This window comes from Sphingomonas sp. R86521 (assembly GCF_042466235.1).
Taxonomy (GTDB): Bacteria; Pseudomonadota; Alphaproteobacteria; order Sphingomonadales; family Sphingomonadaceae; genus Sphingomonas.
The window spans coordinates 465888-491760 of sequence record NZ_JAXHBY010000001.1 but is presented as its reverse complement, the minus strand read 5'-3'; the positions used below and the strand labels follow the sequence as shown (position 1 = coordinate 491760).

Annotated in this window: 28 protein-coding genes; 18 read left to right on the top strand and 10 right to left on the bottom strand. The window is 67.5% G+C overall.

Going from position 1 to position 25873, the window contains the following annotated elements:
* Positions 1-121 precede the first annotated feature (121 nt).
* Entirely contained in the window at positions 122-1168 is a 1047-nt protein-coding gene (locus SJY20_RS02450) for a glycosyltransferase (RefSeq protein ID WP_380785021.1), read from the top strand.
* Positions 1169-1258: 90 nt separating this feature from the next.
* Here SJY20_RS02450 and SJY20_RS02445 read toward each other — a convergent pair whose 3' ends face one another.
* The 5 genes from SJY20_RS02445 to pyrE form a co-directional block, all read right to left on the bottom strand.
* Positions 1259-2332 carry an AI-2E family transporter gene (locus SJY20_RS02445; protein WP_380785020.1) on the bottom strand — a complete coding sequence of 358 codons (1074 nt, stop codon included), beginning with the start codon at positions 2330-2332 and terminating at the stop codon, positions 1259-1261.
* A 1-nt stretch (position 2333) separates the two neighbouring features.
* Entirely contained in the window at positions 2334-3290 is a 957-nt protein-coding gene (gene lepB, locus SJY20_RS02440) for a signal peptidase I (protein ID WP_380785019.1), read from the bottom strand.
* Entirely contained in the window at positions 3287-3706 is a 420-nt protein-coding gene (gene acpS / locus SJY20_RS02435) for a holo-ACP synthase (RefSeq protein WP_380785018.1), read from the bottom strand. Before acpS ends, lepB begins: the two co-directional genes overlap by 4 nt.
* Positions 3707-3832: 126 nt before the next feature.
* Positions 3833-4561, bottom strand: a complete 729-nt coding sequence (locus SJY20_RS02430) for a pyridoxine 5'-phosphate synthase (RefSeq protein ID WP_380785017.1) — start codon at positions 4559-4561, stop codon at positions 3833-3835.
* The gene (pyrE, locus tag SJY20_RS02425; RefSeq protein WP_380788524.1) at positions 4558-5139 is read right to left on the bottom strand and encodes an orotate phosphoribosyltransferase; all 582 of its coding nucleotides are present in this window, start codon (positions 5137-5139) and stop codon (positions 4558-4560) included. The genes SJY20_RS02430 and pyrE overlap by 4 nt, the downstream gene beginning before the upstream one ends.
* Positions 5140-5405: 266 nt before the next feature.
* On the opposite strand from pyrE, the gene coxB reads away from it, so the two are divergent.
* From coxB to SJY20_RS02375, 10 genes are all read left to right on the top strand, one after another.
* Positions 5406-6542 carry a cytochrome c oxidase subunit II gene (gene coxB, locus SJY20_RS02420; protein WP_380785016.1) on the top strand — a complete coding sequence of 379 codons (1137 nt, stop codon included), beginning with the start codon at positions 5406-5408 and terminating at the stop codon, positions 6540-6542.
* A 1-nt stretch (position 6543) separates the two neighbouring features.
* Positions 6544-8205: a cytochrome c oxidase subunit I gene (gene ctaD, locus SJY20_RS02415; protein WP_380785015.1), complete on the top strand. Its 1662-nt coding sequence runs from the start codon at positions 6544-6546 to the stop codon at positions 8203-8205.
* Between the two features lie 394 nt (positions 8206-8599).
* Positions 8600-9499 (top strand): heme o synthase, encoded by a 900-nt coding sequence (locus tag SJY20_RS02410; RefSeq protein WP_380785014.1) that lies wholly within the window; start codon positions 8600-8602, stop codon positions 9497-9499.
* Complete coding sequence (locus SJY20_RS02405; protein WP_380785013.1) at positions 9496-9660, top strand: hypothetical protein; 165 nt, start codon at positions 9496-9498, stop codon at positions 9658-9660. The genes SJY20_RS02410 and SJY20_RS02405 overlap by 4 nt, the downstream gene beginning before the upstream one ends.
* Positions 9657-10196: a cytochrome c oxidase assembly protein gene (locus SJY20_RS02400; RefSeq protein WP_380785012.1), complete on the top strand. Its 540-nt coding sequence runs from the start codon at positions 9657-9659 to the stop codon at positions 10194-10196. The genes SJY20_RS02405 and SJY20_RS02400 overlap by 4 nt, the downstream gene beginning before the upstream one ends.
* Positions 10197-10230: 34 nt before the next feature.
* Entirely contained in the window at positions 10231-11142 is a 912-nt protein-coding gene (locus SJY20_RS02395; RefSeq protein WP_380785011.1) for a cytochrome c oxidase subunit 3, read from the top strand.
* A 121-nt stretch (positions 11143-11263) separates the two neighbouring features.
* Positions 11264-11656 carry a DUF983 domain-containing protein gene (locus SJY20_RS02390; RefSeq protein ID WP_380785010.1) on the top strand — a complete coding sequence of 131 codons (393 nt, stop codon included), beginning with the start codon at positions 11264-11266 and terminating at the stop codon, positions 11654-11656.
* Entirely contained in the window at positions 11653-12258 is a 606-nt protein-coding gene (locus SJY20_RS02385) for an SURF1 family cytochrome oxidase biogenesis protein (protein WP_380785009.1), read from the top strand. The genes SJY20_RS02390 and SJY20_RS02385 overlap by 4 nt, the downstream gene beginning before the upstream one ends.
* Before the next feature lie 10 nt (positions 12259-12268).
* Positions 12269-13663 (top strand): threonine synthase, encoded by a 1395-nt coding sequence (gene thrC / locus SJY20_RS02380; protein WP_380785008.1) that lies wholly within the window; start codon positions 12269-12271, stop codon positions 13661-13663.
* A gap of 4 nt (positions 13664-13667) precedes the next feature.
* On the top strand, positions 13668-14537 hold the full coding sequence (locus SJY20_RS02375; RefSeq protein WP_380785007.1) for a class I SAM-dependent methyltransferase: 870 nt from the start codon (positions 13668-13670) through the stop codon (positions 14535-14537).
* Positions 14538-14636: 99 nt separating this feature from the next.
* Here the strand turns inward: SJY20_RS02375 and SJY20_RS02370 are convergent, their stop codons facing one another.
* Positions 14637-16742: a RelA/SpoT family protein gene (locus SJY20_RS02370; RefSeq protein ID WP_380785006.1), complete on the bottom strand. Its 2106-nt coding sequence runs from the start codon at positions 16740-16742 to the stop codon at positions 14637-14639.
* Positions 16743-16792: 50 nt separating this feature from the next.
* Positions 16793-17131, bottom strand: coding sequence for a hypothetical protein (locus tag SJY20_RS02365; protein ID WP_380785005.1), 339 nt, complete (start codon positions 17129-17131; stop codon positions 16793-16795).
* A gap of 125 nt (positions 17132-17256) precedes the next feature.
* Here SJY20_RS02365 and SJY20_RS02360 point away from each other — a divergent pair, with 125 nt between their 5' ends.
* From SJY20_RS02360 to SJY20_RS02345, 4 genes are all read left to right on the top strand, one after another.
* On the top strand, positions 17257-17736 hold the full coding sequence (locus SJY20_RS02360; protein WP_380785004.1) for a winged helix-turn-helix transcriptional regulator: 480 nt from the start codon (positions 17257-17259) through the stop codon (positions 17734-17736).
* Positions 17737-17808: 72 nt separating this feature from the next.
* Positions 17809-18108: a hypothetical protein gene (locus SJY20_RS02355; RefSeq protein ID WP_380785003.1), complete on the top strand. Its 300-nt coding sequence runs from the start codon at positions 17809-17811 to the stop codon at positions 18106-18108.
* Between the two features lie 149 nt (positions 18109-18257).
* Positions 18258-20735 carry a DegT/DnrJ/EryC1/StrS family aminotransferase gene (locus SJY20_RS02350; protein WP_380785002.1) on the top strand — a complete coding sequence of 826 codons (2478 nt, stop codon included), beginning with the start codon at positions 18258-18260 and terminating at the stop codon, positions 20733-20735.
* A complete protein-coding gene (locus SJY20_RS02345) occupies positions 20732-21826 on the top strand; it encodes a glycosyltransferase family 2 protein (protein ID WP_380785001.1) in 1095 nt (364 codons plus the stop codon). The genes SJY20_RS02350 and SJY20_RS02345 overlap by 4 nt, the downstream gene beginning before the upstream one ends.
* Here SJY20_RS02345 and SJY20_RS02340 read toward each other — a convergent pair.
* The gene (locus SJY20_RS02340) at positions 21772-22479 is read right to left on the bottom strand and encodes a murein L,D-transpeptidase catalytic domain family protein (RefSeq protein WP_380785000.1); all 708 of its coding nucleotides are present in this window, start codon (positions 22477-22479) and stop codon (positions 21772-21774) included. The genes SJY20_RS02345 and SJY20_RS02340 overlap by 55 nt on opposite strands.
* Positions 22480-22671: 192 nt before the next feature.
* Between SJY20_RS02340 and SJY20_RS02335 the strand changes: the two genes are divergently transcribed.
* Positions 22672-23199 carry a L,D-transpeptidase family protein gene (locus SJY20_RS02335; protein ID WP_380784999.1) on the top strand — a complete coding sequence of 176 codons (528 nt, stop codon included), beginning with the start codon at positions 22672-22674 and terminating at the stop codon, positions 23197-23199.
* On the opposite strand, the gene SJY20_RS02330 is transcribed toward SJY20_RS02335, so the two are convergent.
* Positions 23191-23826, bottom strand: a complete 636-nt coding sequence (locus SJY20_RS02330) for an HAD family hydrolase (protein ID WP_380788522.1) — start codon at positions 23824-23826, stop codon at positions 23191-23193. The genes SJY20_RS02335 and SJY20_RS02330 overlap by 9 nt on opposite strands.
* The gene (gene ykgO / locus SJY20_RS02325; RefSeq protein WP_003046794.1) at positions 23826-23951 is read right to left on the bottom strand and encodes a type B 50S ribosomal protein L36; all 126 of its coding nucleotides are present in this window, start codon (positions 23949-23951) and stop codon (positions 23826-23828) included. Before ykgO ends, SJY20_RS02330 begins: the two co-directional genes overlap by 1 nt.
* Positions 23952-24112: 161 nt before the next feature.
* Here ykgO and SJY20_RS02320 point away from each other — a divergent pair, with 161 nt between their 5' ends.
* Complete coding sequence (locus SJY20_RS02320) at positions 24113-24727, top strand: DUF4136 domain-containing protein (RefSeq protein ID WP_380784998.1); 615 nt, start codon at positions 24113-24115, stop codon at positions 24725-24727.
* Entirely contained in the window at positions 24724-25842 is a 1119-nt protein-coding gene (locus tag SJY20_RS02315) for a M14-type cytosolic carboxypeptidase (protein ID WP_380784997.1), read from the top strand. Before SJY20_RS02320 ends, SJY20_RS02315 begins: the two co-directional genes overlap by 4 nt.
* The last annotated feature ends 31 nt before the right edge of the window (positions 25843-25873 follow it).

Genomic DNA, 25873 nt, shown 5'->3' with positions numbered 1-25873 from the left:
GCCAATCGATCGTCCTCGGATACGCAAGCCACCACGCCTGCAGAACGCTTAGAGCCGAGTTTCGTGGCAAGCCCGTGAACATGGTTTCATTCGGTCGCGATTCCCGCTCTAGCCAGCGGCCATGCCTTCGTCCGCACGCCATATCCTGACCTATGCCCGCGACCTGCGCGGCGGCGGGGTCGAGCGTGCGCAGCTGCGGCTGGTGCGCGGGTGGATCGCCGCGGGGCGCCGCGTGACGCTGTTGCTGGGGTCCGATGCGGGGCCGCTGGCGCACGAACTGCCGGCGGGGGTCGAGATCGTTACCGGGATGACGTGGCGGACGCTGTCCGGACTGGTACGCGCGGCCGCGCCCGACATCATATTCTGCCCGGGCAATTTCTACACCGGGCTGGCGGCGTGGCTGCGGTTGCGGCTGGGGCGGGAGTGCCCGCCGATCGTCGCAAAGATGTCGAACGCTGTAGTCCGTGCCGATCACGGCGCGGCGATGCGGGTGGTGCATGCCGGCTGGCTGGGGACGCACGGCGGGTTTCTCGACCATCTGGTGGCGATGACTCCGGCGACGGCGGCGGAGGCGGCGGAGGCGTTGCACATGGCAGGGCGGGTCAGCGTCATTCCCAATCCGCCGGTCGCTGCGACGGACAGCGCGGGCGTGCTGCCGGGGATGCCGGCGCGCTATGTCCTCGGCGTCGGGCGGTTGGAACCGCAGAAGCGGTGGGACCGGTTGATTGCCGCGATGGCGGTGCTGCCCGACGACGTCGATCTCGTCATTCTCGGCGAGGGGACCGAACGAGGTGCGCTAACCGCGCAGATCGCCCGGTTGGGTTTGGCCGGTCGCGTGCATCTGGCCGGGCATGCCGCCGATCCGCTGCCGGCGATGGCGGGTGCGGCGGTGCTAGCGCTGACCTCCGACTATGAGGGGGTGCCGGGTGTGCTGCGGGAGGCGTTGTCGGTGGGCACGCCAGTGGTCGCGACCGAGTCGAGCCGGGCGGTGGCGGAGATTGTGTGCGACCCGGCGTTCGGGACAATCGTTGGGCTTGATGACCGCGCCGGGCTGATATCGGCGCTGCGCCATTGGTTGACCACGGACCGGCCAGCTCCCGTCGCGCAGCCGGGGGGGGATTCGGTGGATCGCTACCTTGCGCTGTTCGACCAGTTGGTCAGTCGCTAGCCCCCCGTCATCCCCGCGGAGGCGGGGACCCATATCCTTCAAGGTTAGCCAATATGGGTCCCCGCCTCCGCGGGGATGACGGAAGGGGGGTTATGCCGCCGCCTCGCCTGCGGCGTCCGCCTTCTCTTCTTCACGCTCGGAACGCCGCTCGAGCGCGGTCTTGATCATCGCGGTCATCGGGTCGGCGAGGGCCAGGCCGAGGATGCCGAACAGCGCGCTCGCCATGATCTGCGCCCCGAGCGTGAGTGCGGGCGGCAGGTCGACGGTGCGCTTGGCGACCATCGGCACGATCACGTAGCCGTCGATCGTCTGCACCACGAGATACGTGCCGATCGCCCAATAGCCGGTGTCGACGCCCGCGCTGAACCCGACCGCGACCATCAGCACGCCGGTGACGATCGCGCCGACATTGGGGATGAACGCCAGGATGCCCGCGATGATGCCGAGCAGCATCGCCATCGGCACGCCGCCGACCGCCAGCGCGATGCCGCTCGCGACACCCTCGACCGCCATCCCGAGCAGGCGCCCGGCGAGCAGTTTCCGCAGCGTGACGCCCATCTTGTCGAGCGTCCGGGCGAATTCGGGACGCAGATCGGTCGGCACCATCCACGCCAGTCCGCGCGCATAGGTGCCCGGATCCATCGCGATGAACAGCCCGAGGATGAGGATCATGAACATGCTGGTGATCGCACCGATCGCGGTGCCGACCCACGACGTCACCCGCCCTACCGAGCCGAGCGCCTGCTTGACGATGCCGTTGACGTCCGATGCACCCGGCATCAGCCCCTTCGAGGACAGATAACTGGTGAAATGATTGGCCTGCGATTCGAGCGTCGAGCGCAGCTGCGTGACCTGTTCGGTGACCTGCACGCCGGTCAGGACGAACGTGCCGACCAGGAACGCGAAGGTCAGCAGCACCACGATCAGCAACCGCCAGCCGCGCCCGATCGGCAGGACCCGCCCGAGCAACCGCACGCCGCCATCGAGCAGCGCGGCGAAGACGATGCCGGCGAAGATGATCAGCAACGGCTGGACGAGCACGATCGACAACGCGATCGTGCAGGCGAGCCCGAGCCAGATGATCGCGCGCTTCAGTTCCTTGCGCAGGAACGGATCGCGCATCTCGACCGGGCTGAGTTCGGTGCCGGCTTTGTCGTCAGCCATCCTAGTTGGCCGTCGCGGGGTGGAGCGAGGTGCCGGCGCGGTTCGACCGGAGCGATCCCCACCAGGTCAGCGGGTTGAAGTTCGCATCGCCGTCGAGGCTGAAGGTGATGAATTCCGCGCGACCGCCGAGGTTTTCGTAGGGCACCGGACCGCCAAGCCCGAGCTGCGACAGTTCGAACCGGCTGTCGGCGCTGCGATCGCGGTTGTCGCCCATCAGGAAGACGTGGTTGGCGGGGATCGTCACCGGGCCGTAATCGTCGCCCTGGCTGTAGCCGAGCTCGATCGTCTCGTAATGGCGACCGTTCGGCAGCGTCTCGGTGATCGTCGGCAGGCGGCACATCATCCGGCCGTCGGCGAGCGTCTCGCGCGCGCCGGGATAGTCGATCTCGGCGCACGGGCTGTTGGTGTCGACCGGGATCAGGGTGTCGTGGATCGGGCCGCGCTTCACCGGCACCCCGTTGAGGATGACGACGCCGCCGCGGACTTCGAGGCGGTCGCCCGGCAGGCCGATGACGCGCTTGATATAGTCGTTGTGCGTGCCCGGCGGGGTGACGATGACGACGTCGCCGCGGGTCGGCAGCGATCCGAACAGACGCCCCTTCATGAACGGCACCGCGACGCTCCAGCTGTCCTCGGGCTGGTGCAGCACCACGCCCCTGAAGATCGCGACCGGGTTGGGGATCGTCGGCGAGACGAACGACCAGCCATAGGCGAACTTCGTCACCACCAGGCGGTCGCCGATGCGCAGGCCCGGCAGCATCGATTCGGACGGAATGTAGAACGGCTTGGCGATGAAGCTGTGGAAGCCGAGCACGACCAGGATAAGCCAGAAGATACCCTTGACCTCGCCCCACCAGTCGGTGCCGCGGCGTCTCGTCTCTACCGGCGTTTCCACCGGTGGCGGCTGCAAGTCCGTCGTTCCGGGCGTTTCGCTGCCGTCCAACACCGCTTCCTTCATCGATTCGCATCCGGGTCGAGGGGTATCGCTTCGATGATCACAAAGGCCTGCGCCCAGGGATGATCGTCGGTCATGGTCAAATGTACGCGGGCGCCGTGGCCTTGCGGCACCAACGCGTCAAGCCTCGCCTTGGCCCCGCCGGTCAGCACGAGCGTCGGTGCGCCACTGCGGGCGTTGACGACGCCGATATCCTTCATGAACACGCCGTCGCGAAACCCGGTGCCGACCGCTTTCGAAAAGGCTTCCTTGGCGGCGAATCGCTTGGCCAGCGTGCCGGCCTTGGTGAAGGGGCGGCGGGCGGCTTTCGCCTGTTCGACGGCGGTGAAGACGCGGGTTTCGAAACGGGCGCCGAAGCGGTCGAGCGACGCCTGGATACGGTCGATGTTGCAGAGGTCCGAGCCGAGACCGAGGATCATGGCTGCCCCGACAGGCCGTCAACGTAGCCCCCCCGTCACCCCAGCGAAGGCTGGGGTCTCGCGCGGCAAGCGTGCGGGCCGTTGCCGGGAGACCCCAGCCTGCGCTGGGGTGACGGGTTTGGCGGGTCACCGCGCCGCGTCCATCGCGTCGCGCATTTGGCGGACCGCGTCGCCGAGGCCGACGAAGAGGGCTTCGCCGACCAGGAAATGGCCGATGTTGAGTTCGCGGACCTGGGGGATCGCGGCGATCGGTGCGACGTTGGCGTAGGTCAGGCCGTGGCCGGCGTGGACTTCGATGTCGTTCTTTGCCGCCAGCGCGGCGGCGTCGGTGAGGCGGCGGAGTTCGGCGGTCTGCGCGTCGCCGTCGAGTTCGGCGTAGCGTCCGGTGTGGAGTTCGACGACCGGCGCGCCGAGTCGGATCGCGGCGTCGATCTGGCGTGCGTCGGGTTCGATGAACAGCGACACGCGGATCCCCGCATCACGGAGCGCGGCGACCAGCGGCGCGAGCCGGTCATACTGGCCGGCGGCGTCGAGCCCGCCCTCGGTGGTGAGTTCCTCCCGCTTTTCGGGGACGATGCACGCCGCGTGCGGGCGATGGCGGAGCGCGATCGCGAGCATCTCATCTGTCGCGGCCATTTCGAGGTTGAGCGGGATCGTCAGCTGGTCCGACAGCCGCGCGATATCGTCGTCGGTGATGTGGCGGCGATCCTCGCGGAGATGCGCGGTGATGCCGTCGGCGCCCGCTGCTGCGGCAACCAGCGCGGCGCGGACCGGGTCGGGATAGCCCGCGCCGCGCGCGTTGCGGACGGTCGCGACGTGGTCGATGTTGACCCCGAGCCGGAGCGAACTGGTCATGCCGCCCGGCTCCCCGGCTTGATCGCGGGGATCGCCTTCAGTTCAGCCGGCAACATGTCCGCGGGATAGGTCGGCACGTCGAGGCGGATCAGCGGGAAGAACGGCACGCCCAGATCGGCGGCACCGTTCGAGCGATCGACCAGCGCGCCGGCGGCGACCGTGACGCCGCCGGCGCGGCCGATCGCGGCGATCGCCTCGCGCGAGCTGAGCCCCGTGGTGACGACATCCTCCATCATCAGCACCTGCTGGCCGGGTTCGAGCCGGAAGCCGCGACGCAGTTCGAACACGCCGTCGGGACGTTCGAGGAACATCGCCTCGACGCCGAGCGCACGCGCCATCTCGTGCCCCGCGATCACCCCGCCCATCGCCGGCGACACCACCGCGGCGATCCGGGCGCGGAGGTCCGCCGGGATGCGCTCGACCAGCGCCTGCGCCAGCCGGGCGCCGCGCGCGGGGTCCATCAGGACGCGAGCGCATTGCAGGTAGCGCGACGATCGCAGCCCCGACGACAGGATGAAATGCCCCTCCAGCAGCGCATCCGCGGCGCGGAATTCGGCCAGGACCGCGTCTTCGTCCATCATCGTCTGGGTCATGGTTTCGGTCATGGAAGCTCCTGCGCGCAACGTCCCCGCTGATACGAGCCGCCCGCCGGCCGCGCAACGCAAGCCACGGGGCTTCGGCAAAATTCGTCTGCAACGGCGCTTGAGGCCGATGCCGCCGCCGCGTATAGGCCTTTGGCAAAAGGGGCAGGTGCGTGCCCGCAGACCCATCGCAATTGGGTTTTCAGCCATCGCAACAGGGGTCTAGGATAACGATGCGCAAAATGGGGATCAGAGGCATTGCGATGGCAGCGGGGCTCGCATTGGCGAGCCTTGGCGGCGTCGGACAGGCGGCCACCACCGCACCCAACCCAGCGCCCCAGGCCGCCGCAGCGCCGGCCGGCGTCTCCAATACCGCCCCGACCACGGCAGCCGCGCCCGCCACCGCCAAGCCCGCCAGCCCCGAGCTGGCGCTGGACGGCGCACCGGCGATGTCCGTCCTGCCGCATATCGGCCAGCCGACCAACGGCGTGTTCGGGTTGCAGACCCAGGTCACCAAGAACGGCGTGTTTGCGCACTGGATGCACGATTCGATCCTGATGCCGACGATCACCGCGGTCTGCGTGCTGGTGCTCGCGCTGCTGTTCTGGGTGATCTTCCGGTTTCGCCGCAGCGCCAACCCGGTGCCGTCGAAGACCAGCCACAACACCTTCATCGAGATCATCTGGACGCTGGCCCCGGTCGTCATCCTGGTGCTGATCGCGGTGCCGTCGATCGGGTTGTTGCAGGCGCAGTTCAAGCCGGCGCCGTCAGGTGCCGTGACGCTGAAGGCGATCGGCAACCAATGGTACTGGACCTATCAGTATCCGGACAATGGCGGCTTCGAGATCACCGCCAACATGCTGAAGGAAAAGGACCAGGTCGCCCCCGGTGAGCGCGCGCGCACCGACGCCGACGGTCCCCGCCTGCTTGCCGCGGACAACCGCATCGTGCTGCCGGTGGGCGTGCCGATCCGGCTGATCACGACCGCGAACGACGTGATCCACAGCTGGGCGGTCCCGGCGTTCTGGATCAAGCTGGACGCGATCCCCGGTCGCCTGAACGAGACCAGCTTCACGATCGACAAGCCCGGCGTCTATTTCGGCCAGTGCAGCGAATTGTGCGGGGCGCGCCACGCGTTCATGCCTATCGCGGTCGAAGCCGTCCCGCCGGCGCAGTTCGCCGCCTGGGTCAAGGCCAAGGGCGGGACGATGCCGACCCCGGGCAAGGCTTCCGACAAGGTCATCCCGCAGCCCGGCGCCGATGGCTCCGCGGCCAAGGCCGGCGAGGCGGCTGCCGCTTCGAACACCACAGGGCCGGTCGAGAATGCGACCGTTGCTGCCCCCGCCACCACGCAGGGTGCGACCTCCAACCCGGCCGGTGCCGGCAACGCTGGACAGTGATATGACCGACACCGCGCTCCACCCCAACGCGTTCGTAGCGCATGACGCGCACGGGCATCACGACGCCGATCACAAGCCCGCGTTCTTCGCGCGCTGGTTCATGTCGACCAACCACAAGGACATCGGCACGCTGTACCTGATCTTCGCGATCGTCGCGGGGATCATCGGGGGCGGCATTTCCGGCCTGATGCGTGCCGAGCTCGCGCAGCCGGGCATCCAGTATCTCGGCACCTGGGCATCGCTGCTCCACGGCGGGCCGCAGAGCCTCGACCAGTCGCTCCATCTGTGGAACGTGCTGATCACCGCGCACGGCCTGATCATGGTGTTCTTCATGGTGATGCCGGCGATGGTCGGCGGGTTCGGCAACTGGTTCGTGCCGCTGATGATCGGATCGCCCGACATGGCGTTCCCGCGGATGAACAACGTGTCGTTCTGGCTGCTGGTGCCGGCCTTCACGCTGCTGCTCGCCTCGCCGTTCTTCGGTGGTGCGGGTAACGGCTGGACGCTGTACGCGCCGCTGTCGACGTACGGCGAGCCCGGACCGTCGACCGACATGGCGATCCTCGCGCTCCATCTGGCCGGCGCGTCGTCGATCCTGGGGGCGATCAACTTCATCACCACGATCTTCAACATGCGCGCGCCGGGCATGACGCTGCACAAGATGCCGCTGTTCGTGTGGTCGATGCTCGTCACCGCGTTCCTGCTGCTGCTGGCGCTGCCGGTGCTCGCGGCCGCGATCACGATGCTGCTGACTGATCGCAATTTCGGCACGACCTTCTTCGACCCCGCAGGCGGCGGCGACCCCGTCCTTTACCAGCATCTGTTCTGGTTCTTCGGCCATCCCGAAGTCTACATCATGATCCTGCCGGGCTTCGGCATCGTCAGCCAGATCATCTCGACCTTCAGCCGCAAGCCGGTGTTCGGCTATCTCGGCATGGCCTACGCGATGGTCGCGATCGGCGTCGTCGGGTTCGTGGTGTGGGCGCACCACATGTTCACCACCGGGCTGAGCGTGAACACCAAGATGTACTTCACCGCCGCGACGATGATCATCGCGGTGCCGACCGGCATCAAGATCTTCTCGTGGATCGCGACGATGTGGGGCGGTTCGCTGACCTTCAAGACCCCGATGGTCTGGGCGATCGGCTTCATCTTCATGTTCACGGTCGGCGGCGTGACCGGCGTGGTGCTCGCCAATGGCGGCATCGACGACTACATGCAGGACACCTATTACGTGGTGGCGCATTTCCACTACGTGCTGTCGCTGGGTGCGGTGTTCTCGCTGTTCGCCGGGTTCTATTACTGGTTCCCGAAGATGTCGGGCAAGATGTACAACGAGTTCCTCGGGCAGCTGCACTTCTGGATCTTCTTCATCGGCGTGAACGTGATGTTCTTCCCGATGCACTTCCTGGGGCTGCAGGGCATGCCGCGGCGCTACCCGGACTACCCCGACGCGTACGCGATGTGGAACGGCGTCGCGACGCATGGCTATGAGATCATGGCGGCATCGATGGTGGTGTTCTTCGTCAACCTGATCTGGAGCCTGGCTGCGGGCAAGCCGGCTGGCGACAGCCCCTGGGGCGAGGGTGCGACGACGCTGGAATGGACGCTGTCCTCGCCGCCGCCGTATCACCAGTTCGAGACCCTGCCGAAGATCGACTGAGGCGGACAAGGGCCCTCAGGCCCCCGCCCGGCCGGCGGGCAACGCCCCGTCCGACGACATGGGATCTACTCCCATGTCGGGCCAGCCGAGAACGAGACGCCCCGGGGAGACCCGGGGCGTTTTTCGTTTCGCGCTTCGTCATCCCGGGCTCGTCCCGGGATCCAGGGTAACGGGCGGTACCCCCGGAACTCTGGATGCCGGGACGAGCCCGGCATGACGGAGTGGGTGGGGACTGGCGCTCAGCCGGACCCGGGTCAGATGCGGCGTGTCGCGAACCAAAGCGTGCGGGGTTCGCGGCGCCATGGATGCCGGAACAGGTCCGGCATGACGGGCGGAGCGACCGGCGAAACCGCGCCTTCCCCCAGACCCTTACGCAGCGTATAGCTCCCCGATCATGACCCCTGCCGTCCCCCTGCTGCCGCCGGCCGAATGGCGCGATTTTCTGGCTTTGACCAAGCCGCGGGTGATGACGCTGGTCGTCTTTACCGGGTTGTGCGGGATGCTGGCGGCGCCGGTCCCGATCCATCCGGTGATCGGCTTCGCGGCGATCCTGTGCATCGCGCTGGGCGCAGGTGCCGCGGGGGCGCTCAATCAGTGGTACGAGGCGGATATCGACGCGATCATGCGGCGGACGCAGAAACGCCCCCTGCCCGGTGGCCGGATGGATCGCCAGTCGGCGTTGCATTTCGGCGTGGGGCTCAGCGCATTCTCTGTGCTGTTCATGGGGTTCGCGGTGAACATGGTCGCCGCGGCGATCCTCGCGGTGTCGATCCTGTTCTACGTCTTCATCTACACCGTGTGGCTGAAGCGCCGGACGCCGCAGAACATCGTCATCGGTGGCGCTGCCGGCGCATTCCCGCCGCTGATCGGCTGGGCCGCGGCGACCGGCGACATCGCGCTGCTGCCAGTGCTGCTGTTCCTGCTGGTGTTCCTGTGGACGCCGCCGCATTTCTGGGCGCTCGCGCTGTTCGTGAAGACCGATTACGCCAATGCCGGCGTGCCGATGCTGCCAGTGGTCGCGGGCGAGCGGGTGACGCGGACGCAGATCGGGCTCTACACGATCCCGATGGCGGCGGTGGCGATCCTGCCCTGGCCGCTGGGGCTGACGGGGCCGATCTATGGTATCGCAGCCATCCTGCTGACCGGATGGTTCGCGCTGCTCGCGGTGCGCGTGGCCAGCCGCACAACCCATGTCGATGACGCGATGAAGCCGGAGAAGGCCTTGTTCAAATATTCGATCCTGTATCTGTTCGCGACGTTCGGTGCGCTCGTGATCGACCGGTGGTTCGCATGACCCCCGACGAACCGCGCGGCTTGCCGCCAATCACCGAGGAAGTTATCCGCCGCCGCCAGCGTGGCCGGGCACGGGTGATGGCGTTGCTGCTCGGCGCGTTCGTGATCCTCGTCTTCGCGATCTCGATCGCCAAGATCCAGGCGGGGATGCCGCACGGATGAGCATCTCGCGGACCAACCGGACCGCGTTGTTCGCCGTCCTCTTCGTGTGCTTCATGACCGGGCTCGCCTGGGCCAGCGTGCCGCTGTACCGGCTGTTCTGCCAGGCGACCGGGCTGAACGGCACCACCGGGCGCGGGCTCGAAGCGCCGGGGGCGGTCGATCGCCAGGTCCGGGTCGACTTCGACACCAATGTGAAGCCCGGCATGCCGTGGAAGTTCGTGCCCGAGAACCGGTCCGATACCGTCGCGATCGGCGCCCGCGACATGGCGTTCTTCCTGGCGACCAACACCTCGTCCGCGCCCGTAACCGGCACCGCGACCTTCAACGTACAGCCGGCACAGGCCGGCAAGTATTTCCGCAAGATCCAGTGTTTCTGCTTCACGCAACAGACGCTGAAACCCGGCGAGACCGCGCGGATGCCGGTGATCTTCTATGTCGACCCCGCGATCCTCACCGATCCCGACGCCGCCGACATCCAGACGATCACGCTGAGCTATACGTTTTACCCGGTGGATTCATCGAAGGTCGCAAGCTAGAACGACCACAGGGATAGAGGAACAGGGACACACGATGGCCGGCGCGAAGAACCACGACTATCATATTCTCCCCCCCAGCATCTGGCCGCTGGTCGGATCGATGTCGGCACTGGCGATGGCATCGGGCGGGATCATGTGGATGCACGAGGCCGCGCATGGTGGCTGGCTGTTCCTGGCGGGCCTCGCGGGTGTGCTGTTCACGATGTACAGCTGGTGGGCCGATGTCGTGCGCGAGGCGCATCACGGCGATCATACGCCCGTCGTGCAGCTCCATTTCCGCTATGGCATGATCCTGTTCATCGCGTCCGAAGTGATGTTCTTCGTCGGCTGGTTCTGGGCGTTCTTCGACTTCTCGCTGTTCCCGACCGCGATGACGTTCGCCGACGGCACCGTGACCCGCGCCGTCGAGGGCGGTGCCGCGGTCGTCGCGCAGTGGCCCCCCAAGGGGCTGGAAGTCATCGATCCGTTCGAATTCCCGCTGCTCAACACGCTGATCCTGCTGACCAGCGGCACCACGGTGACGTGGGCGCACCATGCGCTGATCCACGACCAGCGCGGCGGCGAGAAGACCGGGCTGTGGGGCCTGATCGGCGTCGGCAACCGCGACGGCGTGCTCAAGGGGCTGTGGCTGACCGTGATCCTGGGGCTGCTGTTCAGCTCGATCCAGGCGTACGAGTATGTCCACGCGCCGTTCCCGTTCAAGGGGATCAACTACGGCGCTTCGTTCTTCATGGCGACCGGCTTCCACGGCTTCCACGTGCTGATCGGGACGATCTTCCTGATCGTCTGCCTGGTGCGCGCGTACAAGGGCGACTTCACCCCGCGCCAGCATTTCGGGTTCGAGGCGGCGGCGTGGTACTGGCACTTCGTCGACGTGGTGTGGCTGTTCCTGTTCGTGACCGTCTATGTCTGGGGCGGCTGGGGCGCGCCCATCCACGCGGGCTAGGTACATATGCTCCCCTCCTGAAAGGGAGGGGCCGGGGGTGGGTGGATCCTTGGCGCAACCGTCGCGAGCCTCAGGACCCACCCCCAACCCCTCCCTTTCAGGGAGGGGAGAAAGTCGCGACATGACTGACACCCCCGATACCCCCGACCCGCTTGCGAACGCGCCGTCGATCGTCGACGTCGCGCTGAAGGGCCTCTGCCCGCGGTGCGGCAAGAAGACGCTGTTCGCCGGGTATGCGCGGTTCGCCGACCGGTGTTCGAACTGCGCGCTCGATTTCAACGGCTTCAACGTCGGCGACGGGCCGGCGGCGTTCCTCACGCTGATCCTCGGTGCGATCGTCGTGGCGATGGCGATCACGCTGGAGCTGACGCTGCATCCGCCGTTGTGGCTGCACATGCTGATCTGGATTCCGGTGACCGCGGGCGGCGTCGTGCTGTCGTTGCGGGCTGCCAAGGGCGCGCTGATCGCCGCCGAATTCCGCAACGCCGCGCGCGAAGGACGGATCCAGCCGTGAAGCGCGTGCCCGTCGTACCGACGATCCTGGTCGCGCTCGCGGTGGCGGCGATGATCGCGCTCGGGGTGTGGCAGCTGGTCGACCGGCTGCCGAAGAAGGAGGCGTTCCTGGCGCAGCTGGCCGCCAACCCGGCGCGGCCGCCGATCGCGTTCCCGCGGTTTCCCGACGATACGCTACTGTTCCGCCGCGCGAGCGGGTTCTGCCTGCAGCCGACGAGCATCAAACTCGCGGGCGCCGGTGCATCGGGCTACCGCGCGATCGCGCAGTGCCGCACCGGTGCCGAAGGGCCCGGGATGATCGTCCAGCTCGGCACCACACGCGACCCCAACGCCAAGGTTGCGTGGACCGGCGGCGCGGTCAGCGGGTTCGTCAGCCATGCGCCCGATGGCCGGTCGCTGATCGGATCGCTGTTCGATCGCCACCCGCAGGCGATGATGCTGATCGCCACTACCCCGCCCCCGGGCCTTACCCCGAACGGTCGACCCGACATCGCCTCGGTTCCGAACAACCACCTGGCGTACGGCGTGCAATGGTTCCTGTTCGCGGGGATCGCGACCGTGATCTATGTCCTCGCGGTTGTGCGGCGGGCGCCGCGCCGCTAACCGCAACACCATGCGCTATGTCAGTACCCGCGGGAACGCGCCCGTCCTCGGTTTCGAAGCGGTAACGCTCGCCGGCCTCGCCTCCGATGGCGGGCTGTATTTGCCCGAGACCTGGCCGACACTGTCGCGCGACGAGATCGCGGGTCTTGCTGGACTCTCCTATGTCGATACCGCGGTCGCAGTGATGATGCCGTTCGTCGGCGATGCGATGACCCGCGACGAGCTGCGCACGCTGTGCGAGCAGGCGTATGGGCGGTTCGCGCATGCCGCGGTGACGCCGCTGGTGCAGCTCGACCACGACCAGTGGCTGCTGGAGCTGTTCCACGGCCCGACGCTGGCCTTCAAGGACGTCGCGCTGCAGCTGCTGGGGTTGCTGTTCGAACGCTTCCTGACCGGCAGCACCAAGCATGTCACGATCGTCGGTGCGACCAGCGGCGATACCGGGTCCGCGGCGATCGACGCGCTGGCGGGACGCGCCGGGATCGACGTGTTCATGCTGCATCCGGCGGGGCGCATCTCCGAGGTGCAGCGCCGGCAGATGACGACGGTACTGAGCCCGAACATCCACAACATCGCGATCGAGGGCAGTTTCGACCATGCCCAGGCGCTGGTGAAGGCGATGTTCAACGACCGCGATTTCTCGACGCGGTTCACCTTGTCCGCAGTCAACTCGATCAACTGGGCGCGGTTGATGGCGCAGGTGGTGTATTTCTTCTACGCCGCGGTCCGCCTGGGCGCGCCCGATCGCGCGGTCGCGTTCTCGGTCCCGACCGGCAATTTCGGCGATGTGTTCGCAGGCTATGTCGCGGCGAAGATGGGGCTGCCGGTCGCCAAGCTGGTGGTCGCGACCAACGTCAACGACATCCTCCACCGCGCGCTGTCGAACGGCGATTATTCGCAGACCGGCGTGACGCACACCCCGACGCCGTCGATGGACATCCAGGTCAGCTCCAACTTCGAGCGACTGCTGTTCGATCTGGGCGGTCGCGACGGCGCGGCGCAGGCGGCGCAGATGACGGGGTTCGAGGCATCGGGCGCGATGCGGTTGAGCAATGCGCAGTCGCAGGGTGCCGCCGCACTGTTCGCGAGCGACCGGGTCGATTTCGACGACATGGCGCTGGCGATGCGCTGGGCGTACGAGCGAGCGGGCCAGGTGATCGATCCGCATACCGCGATCGGGCTGGCCGCGGCGCGCCGGTTCGACGGCGACGTGCCGATGGTGACGCTGGCGACCGCGCATCCGGCGAAGTTCGGGGACGCGGTGGAGCGTGCGATCGGGCTGCGGCCGCCGCTGCCGTCGCGGCTGGGCGACCTGTTCGAGCGCGAGGAGCGGCTGGCCACCCTGCCCGCGACGTTCGAGGCGGTGACCGCGTATATCGCCGACCGCGCGACGCCGGCGAGTTGAGGGCATGAAGCTCGACACGCTGATCGGCGAACCCTGGGCGGATTACGGCCTGGTCGATTCGGGGCATGGCAAGAAGCTGGAGCGCTATGGCCGGTTCCGCTTCATCCGCCCCGAACCGCAGGCGATGTGGGCCCCTGCCGCCGACGACTGGCAGGCGCACGGCGAGTTCGTGCCCGGGTCGGACGAGGATGGCGGCGGGCGCTGGGAGTTCCGCGAGCCGGTGCCGCGCGAAGGCTGGCCGCTGCACTGGAACGAGGTGGCGTTCACCGCGCTGACGACGCCGTTCCGGCATCTCGGCTTCTTCCCCGACATGGCGCCGGTGTGGAGCTGGATGCGCGAGCGCACCGCCGGGATGGCGGCGCCCGACTGCATGAACCTGTTCGGCTATACCGGCGTGGGGACGCTGGCGATGGCGGCGAGCGGCGCGAAGATGGTGCATGTCGATGCGTCGAAGAAGTCGGTCGAGGCGGCCAAGGCGAACGCCAAGCTGTCGGGGATGACGGATGCGCCGGTGCGCTGGATCGTCGACGATGCAGCGAAGTTCGTCGGGCGCGAGGTGCGGCGCGGGCGGCGGTATGACGGCATCCTGCTCGACCCGCCGAAATACGGGCGTGGGCCGGAGGGCGAGGTGTGGCGGCTCGAGGAGGATCTGCCCAAGCTGATCGCCAATTGCCGGCAGCTGTTGGACGCCGAATCGCGGTTCCTGTTTCTGACGGTGTATGCGGTTCGGATGTCGGCGCTGGCGATCGGGGAGATGCTGCGCCAGCTGTTTGCGGATTTGCCGGGGACCGTCGAGGCGGGCGAACTGGGTGTGCGCGAGGAAGCGCGGGGGCTGGTGCTGCCGACGGCGATCTGGGCACGGTGGAGTAGGTAACCGTCATCCCGGGCTCGACCCTGGACCCAGGGTAACTAGAGCTGGCGTTTGGGGCTCTGGGTCCTGACTTTCGTCAGGATGACGGAGGGGGAGCGAGCGCTAGATCCGGTCTACCGAATGCACCGCGTCTGCTGCGCGGAGGGCGGCCATCAGGCGCATCAGTTGCTGGATGTCGTGGACCTCGACGTCGATCTCGTTGGTGTGGAAATTGGTGTCGCGGGTGTCGAGGCGCAGGTTGATGATGTTGGCCTTGTGGCCGCCGATGATCGTCGAGACCACGCCCAGCGAACCCGGCTCGTTCTTCACCATCACCGAGATCCGCGCGACCGCGCCTTCGGTCTTGTCGCCCCAGGCGACATCGACCCAGTCGGTCTCGTTCTCCGAGCGCTCAGCGAGGTCGGTCAGCACGCGGCAGTCGATCGCGTGAACCTCGATCCCGGCATCCGGACGGCGCAGGCCGACGATGCGGTCGCCGGGCACCGGGTGGCAGCAGGTCGCGAGGTCGTAGGCGACGCCGGGGGTCAGCCCGCGGATCGAGATCGCGCTCGATTGCGGCGCCAGCGCGTGAACCTCTTCGGTGCCGGCCGAGCCGGGCATCAACGCTTCCATCACCGCGTTGTCCGACAGCGTCCGCCGCGCGATCGCGACCATCAGTGCCGATTCGTCGGACAGTTTGAGGCGTTTCAACGCCTGCGGCAGCGCCTCGCCACCGATCGGCGCAGGCAGACGCGTGAGGATGTCGTCGTAGAGCTTGCGGCCCAGCGTCTCCTGCTCGACGCGTTCGGTGTGGCGGAGATGGCGGCGGATCGCGGCGAGCGCCTTGCCGGTGGTCGCGACGTTGAGCCACTGCGCCTGCGGGGTCTGGCCCTTCGAGCGCAGGATCTGCACCTGGTCGCCATTCTCGATTACGGTCGACAGCGGCACGACGCGACCGTTGACCTTCGCGCCGACCGCCTGGTCGCCGAGATCGGTGTGGACCGCATAGGCGAAGTCGATCGGCGTCGCGCCCTTGGGCAGCTGGATCAGCTCGCCCTTTGGCGTAAAGGCGAAGATGCGATCGGCGTACATCGCCATGCGGGTGTGCTCAAGCAGCTCCTCGGGGCTCTCCGCGGTGTCGAGGATCTCGACCAGGTCGCGGATCCAGCTGACCTGATGGTCGCCACCGGAGATCTGCTGCTTGTAGGCCCAATGCGCGGCGAGGCCGTATTCGGCCTGCGCGTGCATCGCCTCGGTGCGGATCTGGATCTCGATCCGCATGTTCTCGGCATGGATCACCGAGGTGTGCAGCGAGCGATAGCCGTTGCGCTTCGGCGTCGAGATGTAATCCTTGAACCGCCCCGGCACCATCGGCCAGCGGCGGTGGATGATGCCGAGCGCGCGGTAGCAATCCTCCTCGGTCGGGACGATCGCGCGGAACGCCATCACGTCGGACAGCTGTTCGAAGCTGATGTGCCGTTCGGACATCTTGCGGAAGATCGAATAGGGATGCTTCTCGCGCCCCGAAATCTCCGCCTCGACACCGGCGCGCGACAGCGCGAGCTTCAGCCCCGTCGCGATCTTGTCGATGCGGTCGCCATCGCCGCTCTTCAGCTGTTCGAGGCGGCGGCCGATCGATTCCGCGGCTTCGGGCTCGAGCTGTTCGAACGCCAGCGTCTGCATCTCGCGCATGAACTCGTACATGCCGATCCGCTCGGCGAGCGGCGCGTAGATGTCCATCGTCTCCTTGGCGATGCGACGGCGCTTCTCGGGCTTGGCGATGTGGTGCAGCGTCCGCATGTTGTGCAGCCGGTCGGCAAGCTTGACCAGCAGCACGCGGATGTCGTCGGACATCGCGAGAAGGAATTTGCGCAGGTTCTCGGCGGCGCGCTCGTTCTCGGTCTGCGCCTCGATCTTGCTGAGCTTGGTGACGCCGTCGACCAGCCGCGCGACCGACGGTCCGAACAGCCGCTCGATTTCCTCCGGGGTGGCGACGGTATCCTCGATGGTGTCGTGGAGGATCGCGGTCGCGATCGTCTCTGCATCGAGGTGGAGATCGGTGAGGATGCCCGCGACTTCGATCGGATGGCTGAAATAGGGATCGCCGCTCGCGCGCTTCTGCGAGCCGTGCGCCTGCATCGAAAAGACATAGGCGCGATTGAGCAAAGCCTCGTCGGCATCGGGATCGTAATCTAGGACGCGATCGACAAGTTCATACTGGCGCAGCACGCGACCCTGATGGGGCCGCGTGCCGCCAGATTGCAATAGTTTGTTGGGATTCAGCGCGATGCGGTTGTCGATGCGGTTGTCGCAGGCGCGGCGGCATGGGCGTTGCACTGGGCGAGAGCGCTCGCGTCATAGGCCTCGCCGCGGACCGTGAAGCTGCCGAGCTGGCCGACCTGTGCGGCGAGCTGGCGGCAAAGCAGCTGGTGCCGGTCGGCGGAGCGCGCTGCGACATAGCTAGTGCCGTCGAGCCGCCAGGTGGTGAGATGCGTGACGTAGCTGGGGGCGGTCGGCTGGGCGACGGGGACGGCGACATAATAGCCGCTCTGCGCGGTGGCGGCGGTCGCCAGTGCGAGGCCGAACGTCGCCAAAGTCATACGAAAGACGCGAATCATGGTCGGCTCCTCATCAAGTTTCAAATTGATACTGACCTTGTTCATTCTAAGTTGCAACTGGAAACGTATAATCCGTTATCGGCTCGCAGGAATGTGCGATAGGTTCGGCGTAAGAGGATGCGACAATGGAAAAATTGTGGGAACCGTCGATGGAGTGCAGCCTGCCCGCGGCGCTGGCGGCGATGGGCGAGCGCTGGTCGTTCCTGATCCTGCGCGGGTCGTTCTACGGACTTCGCCATTTCGAGGAATTTCAGAGCCAGCTGGGGATCGCGCGCAACATCCTCGCCAACCGCCTGGCGCGGCTGGTCGAGCACGGCATCCTGGCCCGGCACTCGATCCCCGAGGACCGCCGCAAGATCGCCTATCGCCTGACCGAAAAGGGCGATGCGCTGCTGCCGACGATGATCGCGTTGCGGCAATGGGGCGAGCGGTGGGAGACGGGCGTGCAGGCGCACCCGATCCTGATAGATGCGCGCGACCGGCGGCCGCTGCTGCCGGTGTCGGTGCAGGCGCAGGACGGGCGGGTGCTCGCCAAGCGCGACCTGATCTGGGCGCGACCGGGCGAACTGGACGAGGACCCGGCGAAGGATCAGGCCGCGGCTTGACAGCCAAAGCCGGTCGGTCGAGGTGATTTTCACGGGGTCGGTAGCGGCGCCAATCAATTCAGGAGAGATATGATGGCAAACATCGATGGTAGCTGGGATTGCGTGGTCAAGTCGCCGCTGGGTGACCAGAAGACCGTCCTGACGGTCAAGACCGACGGCGCGACGTTCACCGGGTCCAATTCGGGCGCGATGGGGTCGATGGACGTCGAGGGCGAGGTCGACGGCGAGACCATCACCTGGAAGCAGAGCATGACCGTGCCGATGCCGATGACGCTCGACTGCAAGGCGAGTGCCGAGGGCGACGTGCTGACCGGGACCGTCGGCGCAGGCGCGTTCGGCAGCTTCCCGATGTCGGGTACGCGCAAGGCCTGAGTGTCGCCGGCGTATTGCCGACAGCCTATTACTTACAAAAAGGGCTCGTCCTCTCCCGGAGGGCGGGCCTTTTTCGGTTTGATCGCAACCGTAACGGGTTTTTAGGGTGGATTGACTTAGATCGACGCGAACAAGATCTGGATCGCTCCATGAACCGTCTTCCCCTGATAGCCCCCAACCCGCCGCGATTGAGCGAGCATCTGGCTGCGCTGCGTCGGCTCGAGGCGTCGGGGGTGTTCAGCAACAACGGACCGGAGGTCCAGCGGTTCGAGGCGGATGCGACGCGCGATCTGTTCGGCGGGCATGGAGCGAGCCTGGCGGTCGGCAGTGCGACGCTGGGGCTGATGATCGCGATCCGGGCCGCGGCGGGGATGAACCCGAAGCCAGGCACGCTGGCGCTGATGCCCGCGCTGACCTTTGCGGCGACCGCGCATGCCGCGGCGTGGGCGGGGCTGACGCCGTTGATCTGCGACGTCGATGCCAACGACTGGAGCGCCTGTGCCGCCGCGGAGGAGCGTGCGCTGGCGGCGTATGGCGACCGGATCGGCGTGGTGGTGCCGTATGCGACGTTCGGCAACGCGATCGATCTCGACCGCTACCAGGAATACCGGCGGCGCTTCGGGGTCGGCGTGGTGGTCGACGCAGCCTCGTCGCTGGGGACGCGCGACGCGACGGGCGAAGGGTTCGGCGCACGCGCGCCGTTCGCGATCGTCCATTCGATGCACGCGACCAAGACCTTTGCGGTGGCCGAGGGCGGGTTGATCCATAGCGGTGATCCGGCGCTGATCGCGACGTTGCGGGTGATGGCGAATTTCGGCCTCGACGGCAGCCGCAGCGCGACGCTGCCGGGGATTAACGCCAAGCTGCCCGAGATCCTGGCCGTGATGGCGCAGGCCAAGCTTGCCGAGATCGAGCGCGTTGCGGATCATCGTGCGGCGCTGGAGGCGGCGTACCGGGACGCGCTGACGGGGCTGCAGCTGCAGCGGGTGTCGGGGATGCGGCGGGCATCGCAGTTCATGCCGGTGCTGTTGCCCGCACATCTGGCTTCGGCGCGCGATGCGATCTCGGCGCGGGTCGCGGAGGACGGGGTCGCGACCGGACGCTATTTCAGCCCGCACTTGGGCGAGCAGCCGTGGTTCCAGGCGACCGCGACGATCGAGCCGACGCCGGTGGCGGATGCGTTGAGTGCGCGGATGCTGTCGCTGCCGCTGACCGATGCGATGACGGTCGAGGACGCGGTGCGCGCGGCCGAGACGCTGCAGCGGGCGTGTCGCGAGGCCGACCGGATCGCACCGACGGCGAGCGCGGCGCCGCGGATCGCGTCGATCGTCGTCATCGGTGGCGGGCCGGCGGGGACCGCGATGCTGACCGCGGCGACCAAGCGGGGACAATTGCCGGCGCTGGCGGCGTCGGGGCTGGTGGTGGTCGAGCGCAGCGACGCGATCGGCGGCGGGCAACTCGGCCGCTATGCGATCACGTCGGATTCGACCGCGCAGACATTCCTGACCGCGGTTCGCGACAACGCGCATCCCGAGCTTGCGCAACTGGTCGATCATCCGGCCGGGCGGGCGGTGGCGGCGCATGCGGGTGCGCTGGGCGTGCCGCTGACCGAGGTCGGACCGTTGCTGCGCGCGACCGGCGACCGGCTGGCCGATATCGTTCGTGCCAATGGCGGCAGCGTGCTGACCGGACACGAGGCGATCGAGGCGCGGCGGGTCGGCGCGCTGTGGAGCGTGACGCTGCGAAGGCTGTCCGACGGGCATGTCTTCGAGCAGCTGGCGCACAATGTCGTGATCGCGACCGGGGGGCACCAGCCGATCGACCGGCTCGCGTTGCAACGGGTCGGGGGAGCGTCGCTGGCCGATCTGGCGGACGGGCGGCTGGTGCAATCGGACGAGGTGCTGACGCTGGGCGGGTTCGAGCGCGTCGCCGATATCCTGTCGAGCAGGCGCGCGCCGCGGATCGCGGTGGTGGGGGGATCGACCAGCGCGCTGACGACGATCGCGCTGTTGCTGAAGGGCCGCCCTGCCCTGCCGCTGGGCGCGGGCGCGATCACGCTGCTGCACCGGCGGCCGCTGCGGCCGTTCTATCCGTCCGCCGAGGCCGCGCTGGCCGAGGGGTTCGCCGATTTCGGACCCGAGGATATCTGCCCGGTATCAGGGTTCGTGTACCGGCTGGCGGGGTTCCGGCTCGAGGCCCGCGACCTGGTCGTGCGGATGCTGGGGATCGATGGCCGCGCGCCCGATCCGCGGGTCGCGCTGCACCGGATCGCCGAAGACGACGACGCGGCGGCGCAGGCGATCATCCGCGACGCCGACCTGGTGGTCGCCGCACTCGGCTATCGTCCGCGGGCGATGCCGATCGTCGACGACAGCGGCACGATCGCGCTGGCGGCGCATGACGGACGGCCGATGGTCGACAGGCATTGCCGGATCGTCGATTCGGCGGACCAACCGATCCCCGGACTGTTCGGCATCGGGCTCGCGGCGGGCTTCGTACCCTGGGGCGCGCTTGGCGGCGAATCGAGTTTTTCGGGGCAGGCCAACGGCTTGTGGCTGTGGCAGAACGATGTCGGGCAGATGATCGTTGACCAGGTGCTGGCGGACGAGGCACGAGCCGCGGCGTGACCGCCCCCACCATCAGCGTCATCATGGCGGCCTATAACGGTGCCGCGCTGCTGCCCGAGACGCTGGCGACGCTCGACGCGCAGACGTTCGGCGATTTCGAGGTGATCGTGGTCGACGATCGGTCGACCGATTCGACGCGCGAGGTGATCGCGGGCTGGCCTGATCCGCGGGTGCGGCTGATCGCGCTGGAGCAGAATGGCGGCCCGGTTCGGGCGCGCAACCGGGCGTTCGCCGAGGCCCGCGGGCGCTATATCGCCGCGCTGGATCATGACGATCTGTGCCATCCGGAACGGTTCGCCCGCCAAGTCGCGTATCTGGATGCGCACCCCGATATCGTCCTGCTCGGCACCGCGGCGAATATACTGGAGGACGGCGTCGTCAGCGCGTCGCGCTATGCGCCGGTCACCACGCCGCATCTGGTCGCGTGGTTGAGCCGGATCGAGAACCCGCTGGTGTGGTCGTCGGTGATGATCCGCGCCGACGCCGCGCGTAGACTCGATCCGTTCACGCGGCCCGACATCCTCTATGCCGAGGATTTCGACCTGTATCACCGGATCCAGCCGCTGGGCCGGATCGCGCGGCTCGACACCCCGTTGATGGTGTATCGCAGCCATCCCGGTGGGATATCGAAGCGCTTCACCGACACGATGGAGGCGAATACGCGGCGGGTGCTGGCGGGGGCCTATGCGCCGGTGTTCGGCGATCGCGCCGAGGCTGTTGCGGGGCTGGTCGCGGAGCATCTGATGGCGAAGCGGCCGGTGCCCGATCGCGCGGCGCTGGCGATGCTGGGCGAGGCGCTGGCGGCGTTGCAAGCCGACTATCTGGCGAACCACGACTGCGATGCGCAGGATCGCCGGCTGATCAAATGGGAGACCGCGCTACGCTGGGCGCAGGTCGGTCGCACTGCCTTGCGTGCCGGGACGATCACGGTCGCCGATGTGATCGCGGTGCGGCCCGAGCATCTCGGGCTCGGCTATGCCGGGGTCGAGGCGCTGATGTGGTCGGGCCTGGTCGGCGGCGCGAGGCGGATCGGCGTTCAGACCTTGGCGGCGAAGATCATCCGGCCGGGTCCGAGCCGCGCGAAGACCTGATCGAGGTCACGCTCGCCGACCGCGAAACAGCCCTGGCTGCGGCCGAGCATGCCGTGCGACGCGATCATGTCCTTGTTCGCGTACCAGGCCGAATGGACCACGATCGCGCGGCCGAGCGCGTTGTCGTTGGTCGGATCGAGCCCGATCAGACGCTGCGACCGGCCATGCTTGCCGACATAATAATCGTCGGTGACGAACGCGCCCTGCGACGAGGCGTTGGAGCCGAAATCGTTCGAGAAACGGCGCAGGAAGCCGCTGTGATCGGGGTCCGAGCCGCTGCCGTGCGAGACCAGCAGCGACGAGCTGCGGCCGCTGGCGAGATCGACGAGGTGGAAGCGCGGCTGCGACGAGGGCGCGGCGAAATCGGCGATCGCGATGCGGTCGTGACGCTCGACCCGGCTGCCGTGGCGACCGAGCGCGGCAAGCGCCTGGCGGAGCAGTTCGGGGCGGACGACGCGCGACGAGGTGATCGGCGCGGCGGGGACGCTCGGCAGCGGTGGCTGGCTCATCGGGCGCAGATCGCGCGACGTCAGCGCCTGGCCGAACCGGGGAGTCGCGGACACCGCACCCGGCAGCGCGAAGGCGCCTGCGAGGACCAGTCCGTTCTTCAGCAGCGCGCGTCGGTCGCGCACCGGATCATGCTCGTCGTGCATTGAAACTCCCGAAAAGCCCCGTACCCATGACGACCGATATAGCGCATTTTTCCTGAAAATTCCGCAACCATATCCGCCGGTTGCATGGTCCGAGGCTCGTTCTGGCGCGAGTCCGGCCCGGTTGGTCGAGACTCGACAGTCGCGGCACATTTGCCGATGTTGTGCGTTCCGGGCGCCGGAAACGGAGATATCATGGTTCGCACATCGCTATTCGCCGTCGCATTGCTGCTCTCGGCGGCGTCCCCGGCGGGCGCGGCGGGGACGATCGAAGAGGCCGCGACGTCGCTGTCGCCGAACCGGTTCGTCTGGAACGATCCCGGTGGCGTCGAGCCGCTGACCATCGTCATCAGCCTGTCGGCGCAGCGCGCGTTCGTCTATCGCGGCGCGCAGATGGTCGCGGCAACGGCGATCTCGAGCGGCCGCGACGGCAAGGTCACGCCCCCCGGTACCTATCCGATCCTGCAAAAGGCCGCGGTGCACCGATCGACGATCTACGGTGCGTCGATGCCGTACATGCAGCGGCTGACCTGGGACGGCATCGCGCTCCATGCCGGCAACAATCCGGGCTTTCCCGCTTCGCATGGCTGCATCCGGGTGCCGGTAGAGTTCGCGAAGAAGCTGTTCGCGGTGACGTCGCTGGGGACCACGGTGACCGTGACGAACGATTTCGAGGATCGCGCGGCCGGCTCGGCGATGCCGTGGGTCGGGCCGTCAGGCTGAGGCCAGCGCGCCGATCGGCAGACCGAGTTCGACCAGGCGCGCGCGGAATGCGGCGGCGTCGGTGAAGAGGACGGCGTGCATGCCGACTGCTTCGGCGCCGGCGACATTGGCCGCGTTGTCGTCGACGAACACCGCCTGCTCGGGTCGCAATCCGAATCGGTCGAGCGCGAGGTGGTAGATCGCCGCGTCGGGCTTCACCAACTTCTCCTCGCCCGACACCACGACATCGCGGAAGCGGTCGAACAGCGCCGATTCGCGCGCGCGGAACGGCGGCCAGAATTCGTGGCTGAAATTGGTGATCGCGAACAGCGGTACGCCGGCCTCGTCCAGCTCGTGGACGATCTCGTGCATGCCGGGCACCGCCCCGCCGATGCTGTCGACGAAGCGTGGGCCCCACAGGGCGATCAGGTCGGCATGCTGCGGATACAGCGCTGCCAGCTCCGCCGAGGTATCGGCGAAGTCGCGGCCGGCATCATGCTGGAAATGCCAGTCGGTGGTGACGACATCGCGCAGGAACGCATCGAGCGCCCGATCGTCATCGATCAGGCGCTCGTAGAGAATCCGCGGATCCCAGTCGTACAGGACGCGACCGACATCGAAGACGACGGCGGTCGGAGCCGGGCTGATCAGCCCTGGCGCGCCTTGAAGCGACGGTTCGTCTTGTTGATGACGTAGGTACGGCCACGACGACGGATCACGCGGTTGTCCCGGTGGCGATCCTTGAGCGACTTCAGGGAATTGCGGATCTTCATGATCGATTCGCTTCTTTTCAATTCTAGGTGTGCGGAAAGACGGGATCGCCTAATGGCGGGGGGTGTTCAAGTCAAGCAAACGGACGCCCGAAGCCGCCGCCGGAACCCGCCGGGACGATTCGCGCGTTACGAATGCACAACAGTAGAATGGGAACCGCCCGATGACCATGCGTTCAATCCTCGCTCTGGCCCTGACCGGAGCCGGTCTGGCGGCGTGCACCACCGTATCGCTGCCGCCGACCGAGGTGCTGCGCTATCATCTGGGCGAACCGATCGACCGCGGCACCGTGGCAGTCCAGCCGCTGTCGACGGGTCCGGCCAGCCTGGAGTTCAAGAGCTATGCCGCCGCAGTGCAGGGCGAGTTGCTGAAGTCCGGCTACGGCGTGCCGGCGACCGGTGCCAAGCCGCAGTTCATCGCGACCGTCGGCTTCACCCGCACCACGCAGGCAGGACCGCCGCGCCAGTCGCCGATCAGCATCGGGCTGGGCGGTGGCGGCTTCAGCGGCGGCGGGCGTCGTGGCGGTGGCGGCGTCGGCCTGGGCGGCGGAGTCGGCTTCCCGATCGGCGGCGGCGGGCGCAGCGCGATCCTGGTCACCGAACTGTCGGTCACGATCAAGCGCAGCGCCGACCAGTCGCCGGTGTGGGAAGGCCGCGCGCAGAGCTTCGCCGATGCGCGCAAGGCCGATGCGACGACCGATATCCAGGCCGGAAAGCTGGCCCGCGCGCTGTTCACGGGGTTCCCCGGCGAGTCCGGGCGCACTATCCAGGTCAAATGACCATCACGCTCAACGCCGCGTTCGACAGCGGCAACATCCGCCTCAACCAGATCGACGGCGACGTCGTCGATCTGGAGATCGTCCGCGACCGCGATTCCGACTTCTACCAGTGGTTCTATTTCCGCGTCGCCGGCGCTGCGGGACGGACGCTGACATACCGGATCGTCAATGCGGGGGCGTCGGCGTATCCGTTCGGCTGGCCGGGCTACAAGGTGCGCGCCAGCACCGACCGGGTCGCGTGGCGGATGATCGAGACGCGCTATGCCGACGGCGTGCTCGAATTCGACTGGAGCGGCGACAGCAGTCTCGTCTGGTTCGCCTATTTCGCGCCGTACACGATGGAGATGCACGAGGCGCTGGTCGCGCGCACCGCGCTGTCGCCGGTCGCGACGCACCGCGAACTGGGCGTGTCGCTCGACGGGCAAGCGATCGATTGTTTCACGATCGGGTCGGGGCCGAAGCAGGTCTGGATCTATGGCCGCCAGCACCCCGGCGAATCGATGACCGAGTGGTGGATGGAGGGCGCGCTGGAGCGGCTGACCGACACCTCGGATGCGATCACCGCGGCGCTGCTCGACAAGGCGACGTTCCACGTGGTGCCGAACATGAACCCCGACGGCACCCGGCGCGGGCATCTGCGCACCAATGCGGCGGGGGTGAACCTCAACCGCGAATGGCATACGCCGACGCCCGAGCGCAGCCCCGAAGTGCTGTGCGTGCGCGATGCGATGGACGCGACCGGCGTGGCGGTGGCGATGGACATCCACGGCGACGAGGCGATCCCGGCGAACTTTCTCGCGGGGTTCGAGGGAATCCCGTCCTGGACCGATGCGCACGGCGCGAAATACTATGAATACGGCCGGCGGCTGGCGGCGCACACGCCCGATTTCCAGACCGAGAAGGGCTATCCGAAGTCAGCGCCCGGCACCGCCAATCTGTCGATGTCGACCAACCAGCTCGCGGAACGGTTCGGCGCGGTGTCGATGACGCTGGAAATGCCGTTCAAGGATCATGATCCGAACCCGGATGCCGCGTTCGGCTGGTCGCCCGAGCGATCGAAGCAGCTCGCGCATGCGATGCTCGAGACGCTCGCCGACATGATCGTCGAGATCTGAGCGTCGTCCCCGAGCTGCCGTCATCCTGACG

Excerpts from the sequence above, each read along its gene's own strand:
- SJY20_RS02390 (WP_380785010.1), top strand. The coding sequence starts at position 11,264 with ATGACTGACACCCCCGATACCCCCGACCCGCTTGCGAACGCGCCGTCG.
- SJY20_RS02405 (WP_380785013.1), top strand. The coding sequence starts at position 9,496 with ATGACCCCCGACGAACCGCGCGGCTTGCCGCCAATCACCGAGGAAGTT.
- SJY20_RS02355 (WP_380785003.1), top strand. The coding sequence starts at position 17,809 with ATGGCAAACATCGATGGTAGCTGGGATTGCGTGGTCAAGTCGCCGCTG.
- lepB (WP_380785019.1), bottom strand. The coding sequence starts at position 3,290 with ATGAAGGAAGCGGTGTTGGACGGCAGCGAAACGCCCGGAACGACGGAC.
- SJY20_RS02315 (WP_380784997.1), top strand. The coding sequence starts at position 24,724 with ATGACCATCACGCTCAACGCCGCGTTCGACAGCGGCAACATCCGCCTC.
- SJY20_RS02450 (WP_380785021.1), top strand. The coding sequence starts at position 122 with ATGCCTTCGTCCGCACGCCATATCCTGACCTATGCCCGCGACCTGCGC.
- SJY20_RS02375 (WP_380785007.1), top strand. The coding sequence starts at position 13,668 with ATGAAGCTCGACACGCTGATCGGCGAACCCTGGGCGGATTACGGCCTG.
- SJY20_RS02410 (WP_380785014.1), top strand. The coding sequence starts at position 8,600 with ATGACCCCTGCCGTCCCCCTGCTGCCGCCGGCCGAATGGCGCGATTTT.
- SJY20_RS02335 (WP_380784999.1), top strand. The coding sequence starts at position 22,672 with ATGGTTCGCACATCGCTATTCGCCGTCGCATTGCTGCTCTCGGCGGCG.
- acpS (WP_380785018.1), bottom strand. The coding sequence starts at position 3,706 with ATGATCCTCGGTCTCGGCTCGGACCTCTGCAACATCGACCGTATCCAG.
- SJY20_RS02445 (WP_380785020.1), bottom strand. The coding sequence starts at position 2,332 with ATGGCTGACGACAAAGCCGGCACCGAACTCAGCCCGGTCGAGATGCGC.
- SJY20_RS02365 (WP_380785005.1), bottom strand. The coding sequence starts at position 17,131 with ATGATTCGCGTCTTTCGTATGACTTTGGCGACGTTCGGCCTCGCACTG.
- thrC (WP_380785008.1), top strand. The coding sequence starts at position 12,269 with ATGCGCTATGTCAGTACCCGCGGGAACGCGCCCGTCCTCGGTTTCGAA.
- SJY20_RS02430 (WP_380785017.1), bottom strand. The coding sequence starts at position 4,561 with ATGACCAGTTCGCTCCGGCTCGGGGTCAACATCGACCACGTCGCGACC.
- pyrE (WP_380788524.1), bottom strand. The coding sequence starts at position 5,139 with ATGGACGAAGACGCGGTCCTGGCCGAATTCCGCGCCGCGGATGCGCTG.
- SJY20_RS02350 (WP_380785002.1), top strand. The coding sequence starts at position 18,258 with ATGAACCGTCTTCCCCTGATAGCCCCCAACCCGCCGCGATTGAGCGAG.
- SJY20_RS02400 (WP_380785012.1), top strand. The coding sequence starts at position 9,657 with ATGAGCATCTCGCGGACCAACCGGACCGCGTTGTTCGCCGTCCTCTTC.
- coxB (WP_380785016.1), top strand. The coding sequence starts at position 5,406 with ATGGCAGCGGGGCTCGCATTGGCGAGCCTTGGCGGCGTCGGACAGGCG.
- SJY20_RS02395 (WP_380785011.1), top strand. The coding sequence starts at position 10,231 with ATGGCCGGCGCGAAGAACCACGACTATCATATTCTCCCCCCCAGCATC.
- SJY20_RS02320 (WP_380784998.1), top strand. The coding sequence starts at position 24,113 with ATGACCATGCGTTCAATCCTCGCTCTGGCCCTGACCGGAGCCGGTCTG.
- SJY20_RS02360 (WP_380785004.1), top strand. The coding sequence starts at position 17,257 with ATGGAAAAATTGTGGGAACCGTCGATGGAGTGCAGCCTGCCCGCGGCG.
- SJY20_RS02340 (WP_380785000.1), bottom strand. The coding sequence starts at position 22,479 with ATGCACGACGAGCATGATCCGGTGCGCGACCGACGCGCGCTGCTGAAG.
- ctaD (WP_380785015.1), top strand. The coding sequence starts at position 6,544 with ATGACCGACACCGCGCTCCACCCCAACGCGTTCGTAGCGCATGACGCG.
- ykgO (WP_003046794.1), bottom strand. The coding sequence starts at position 23,951 with ATGAAGATCCGCAATTCCCTGAAGTCGCTCAAGGATCGCCACCGGGAC.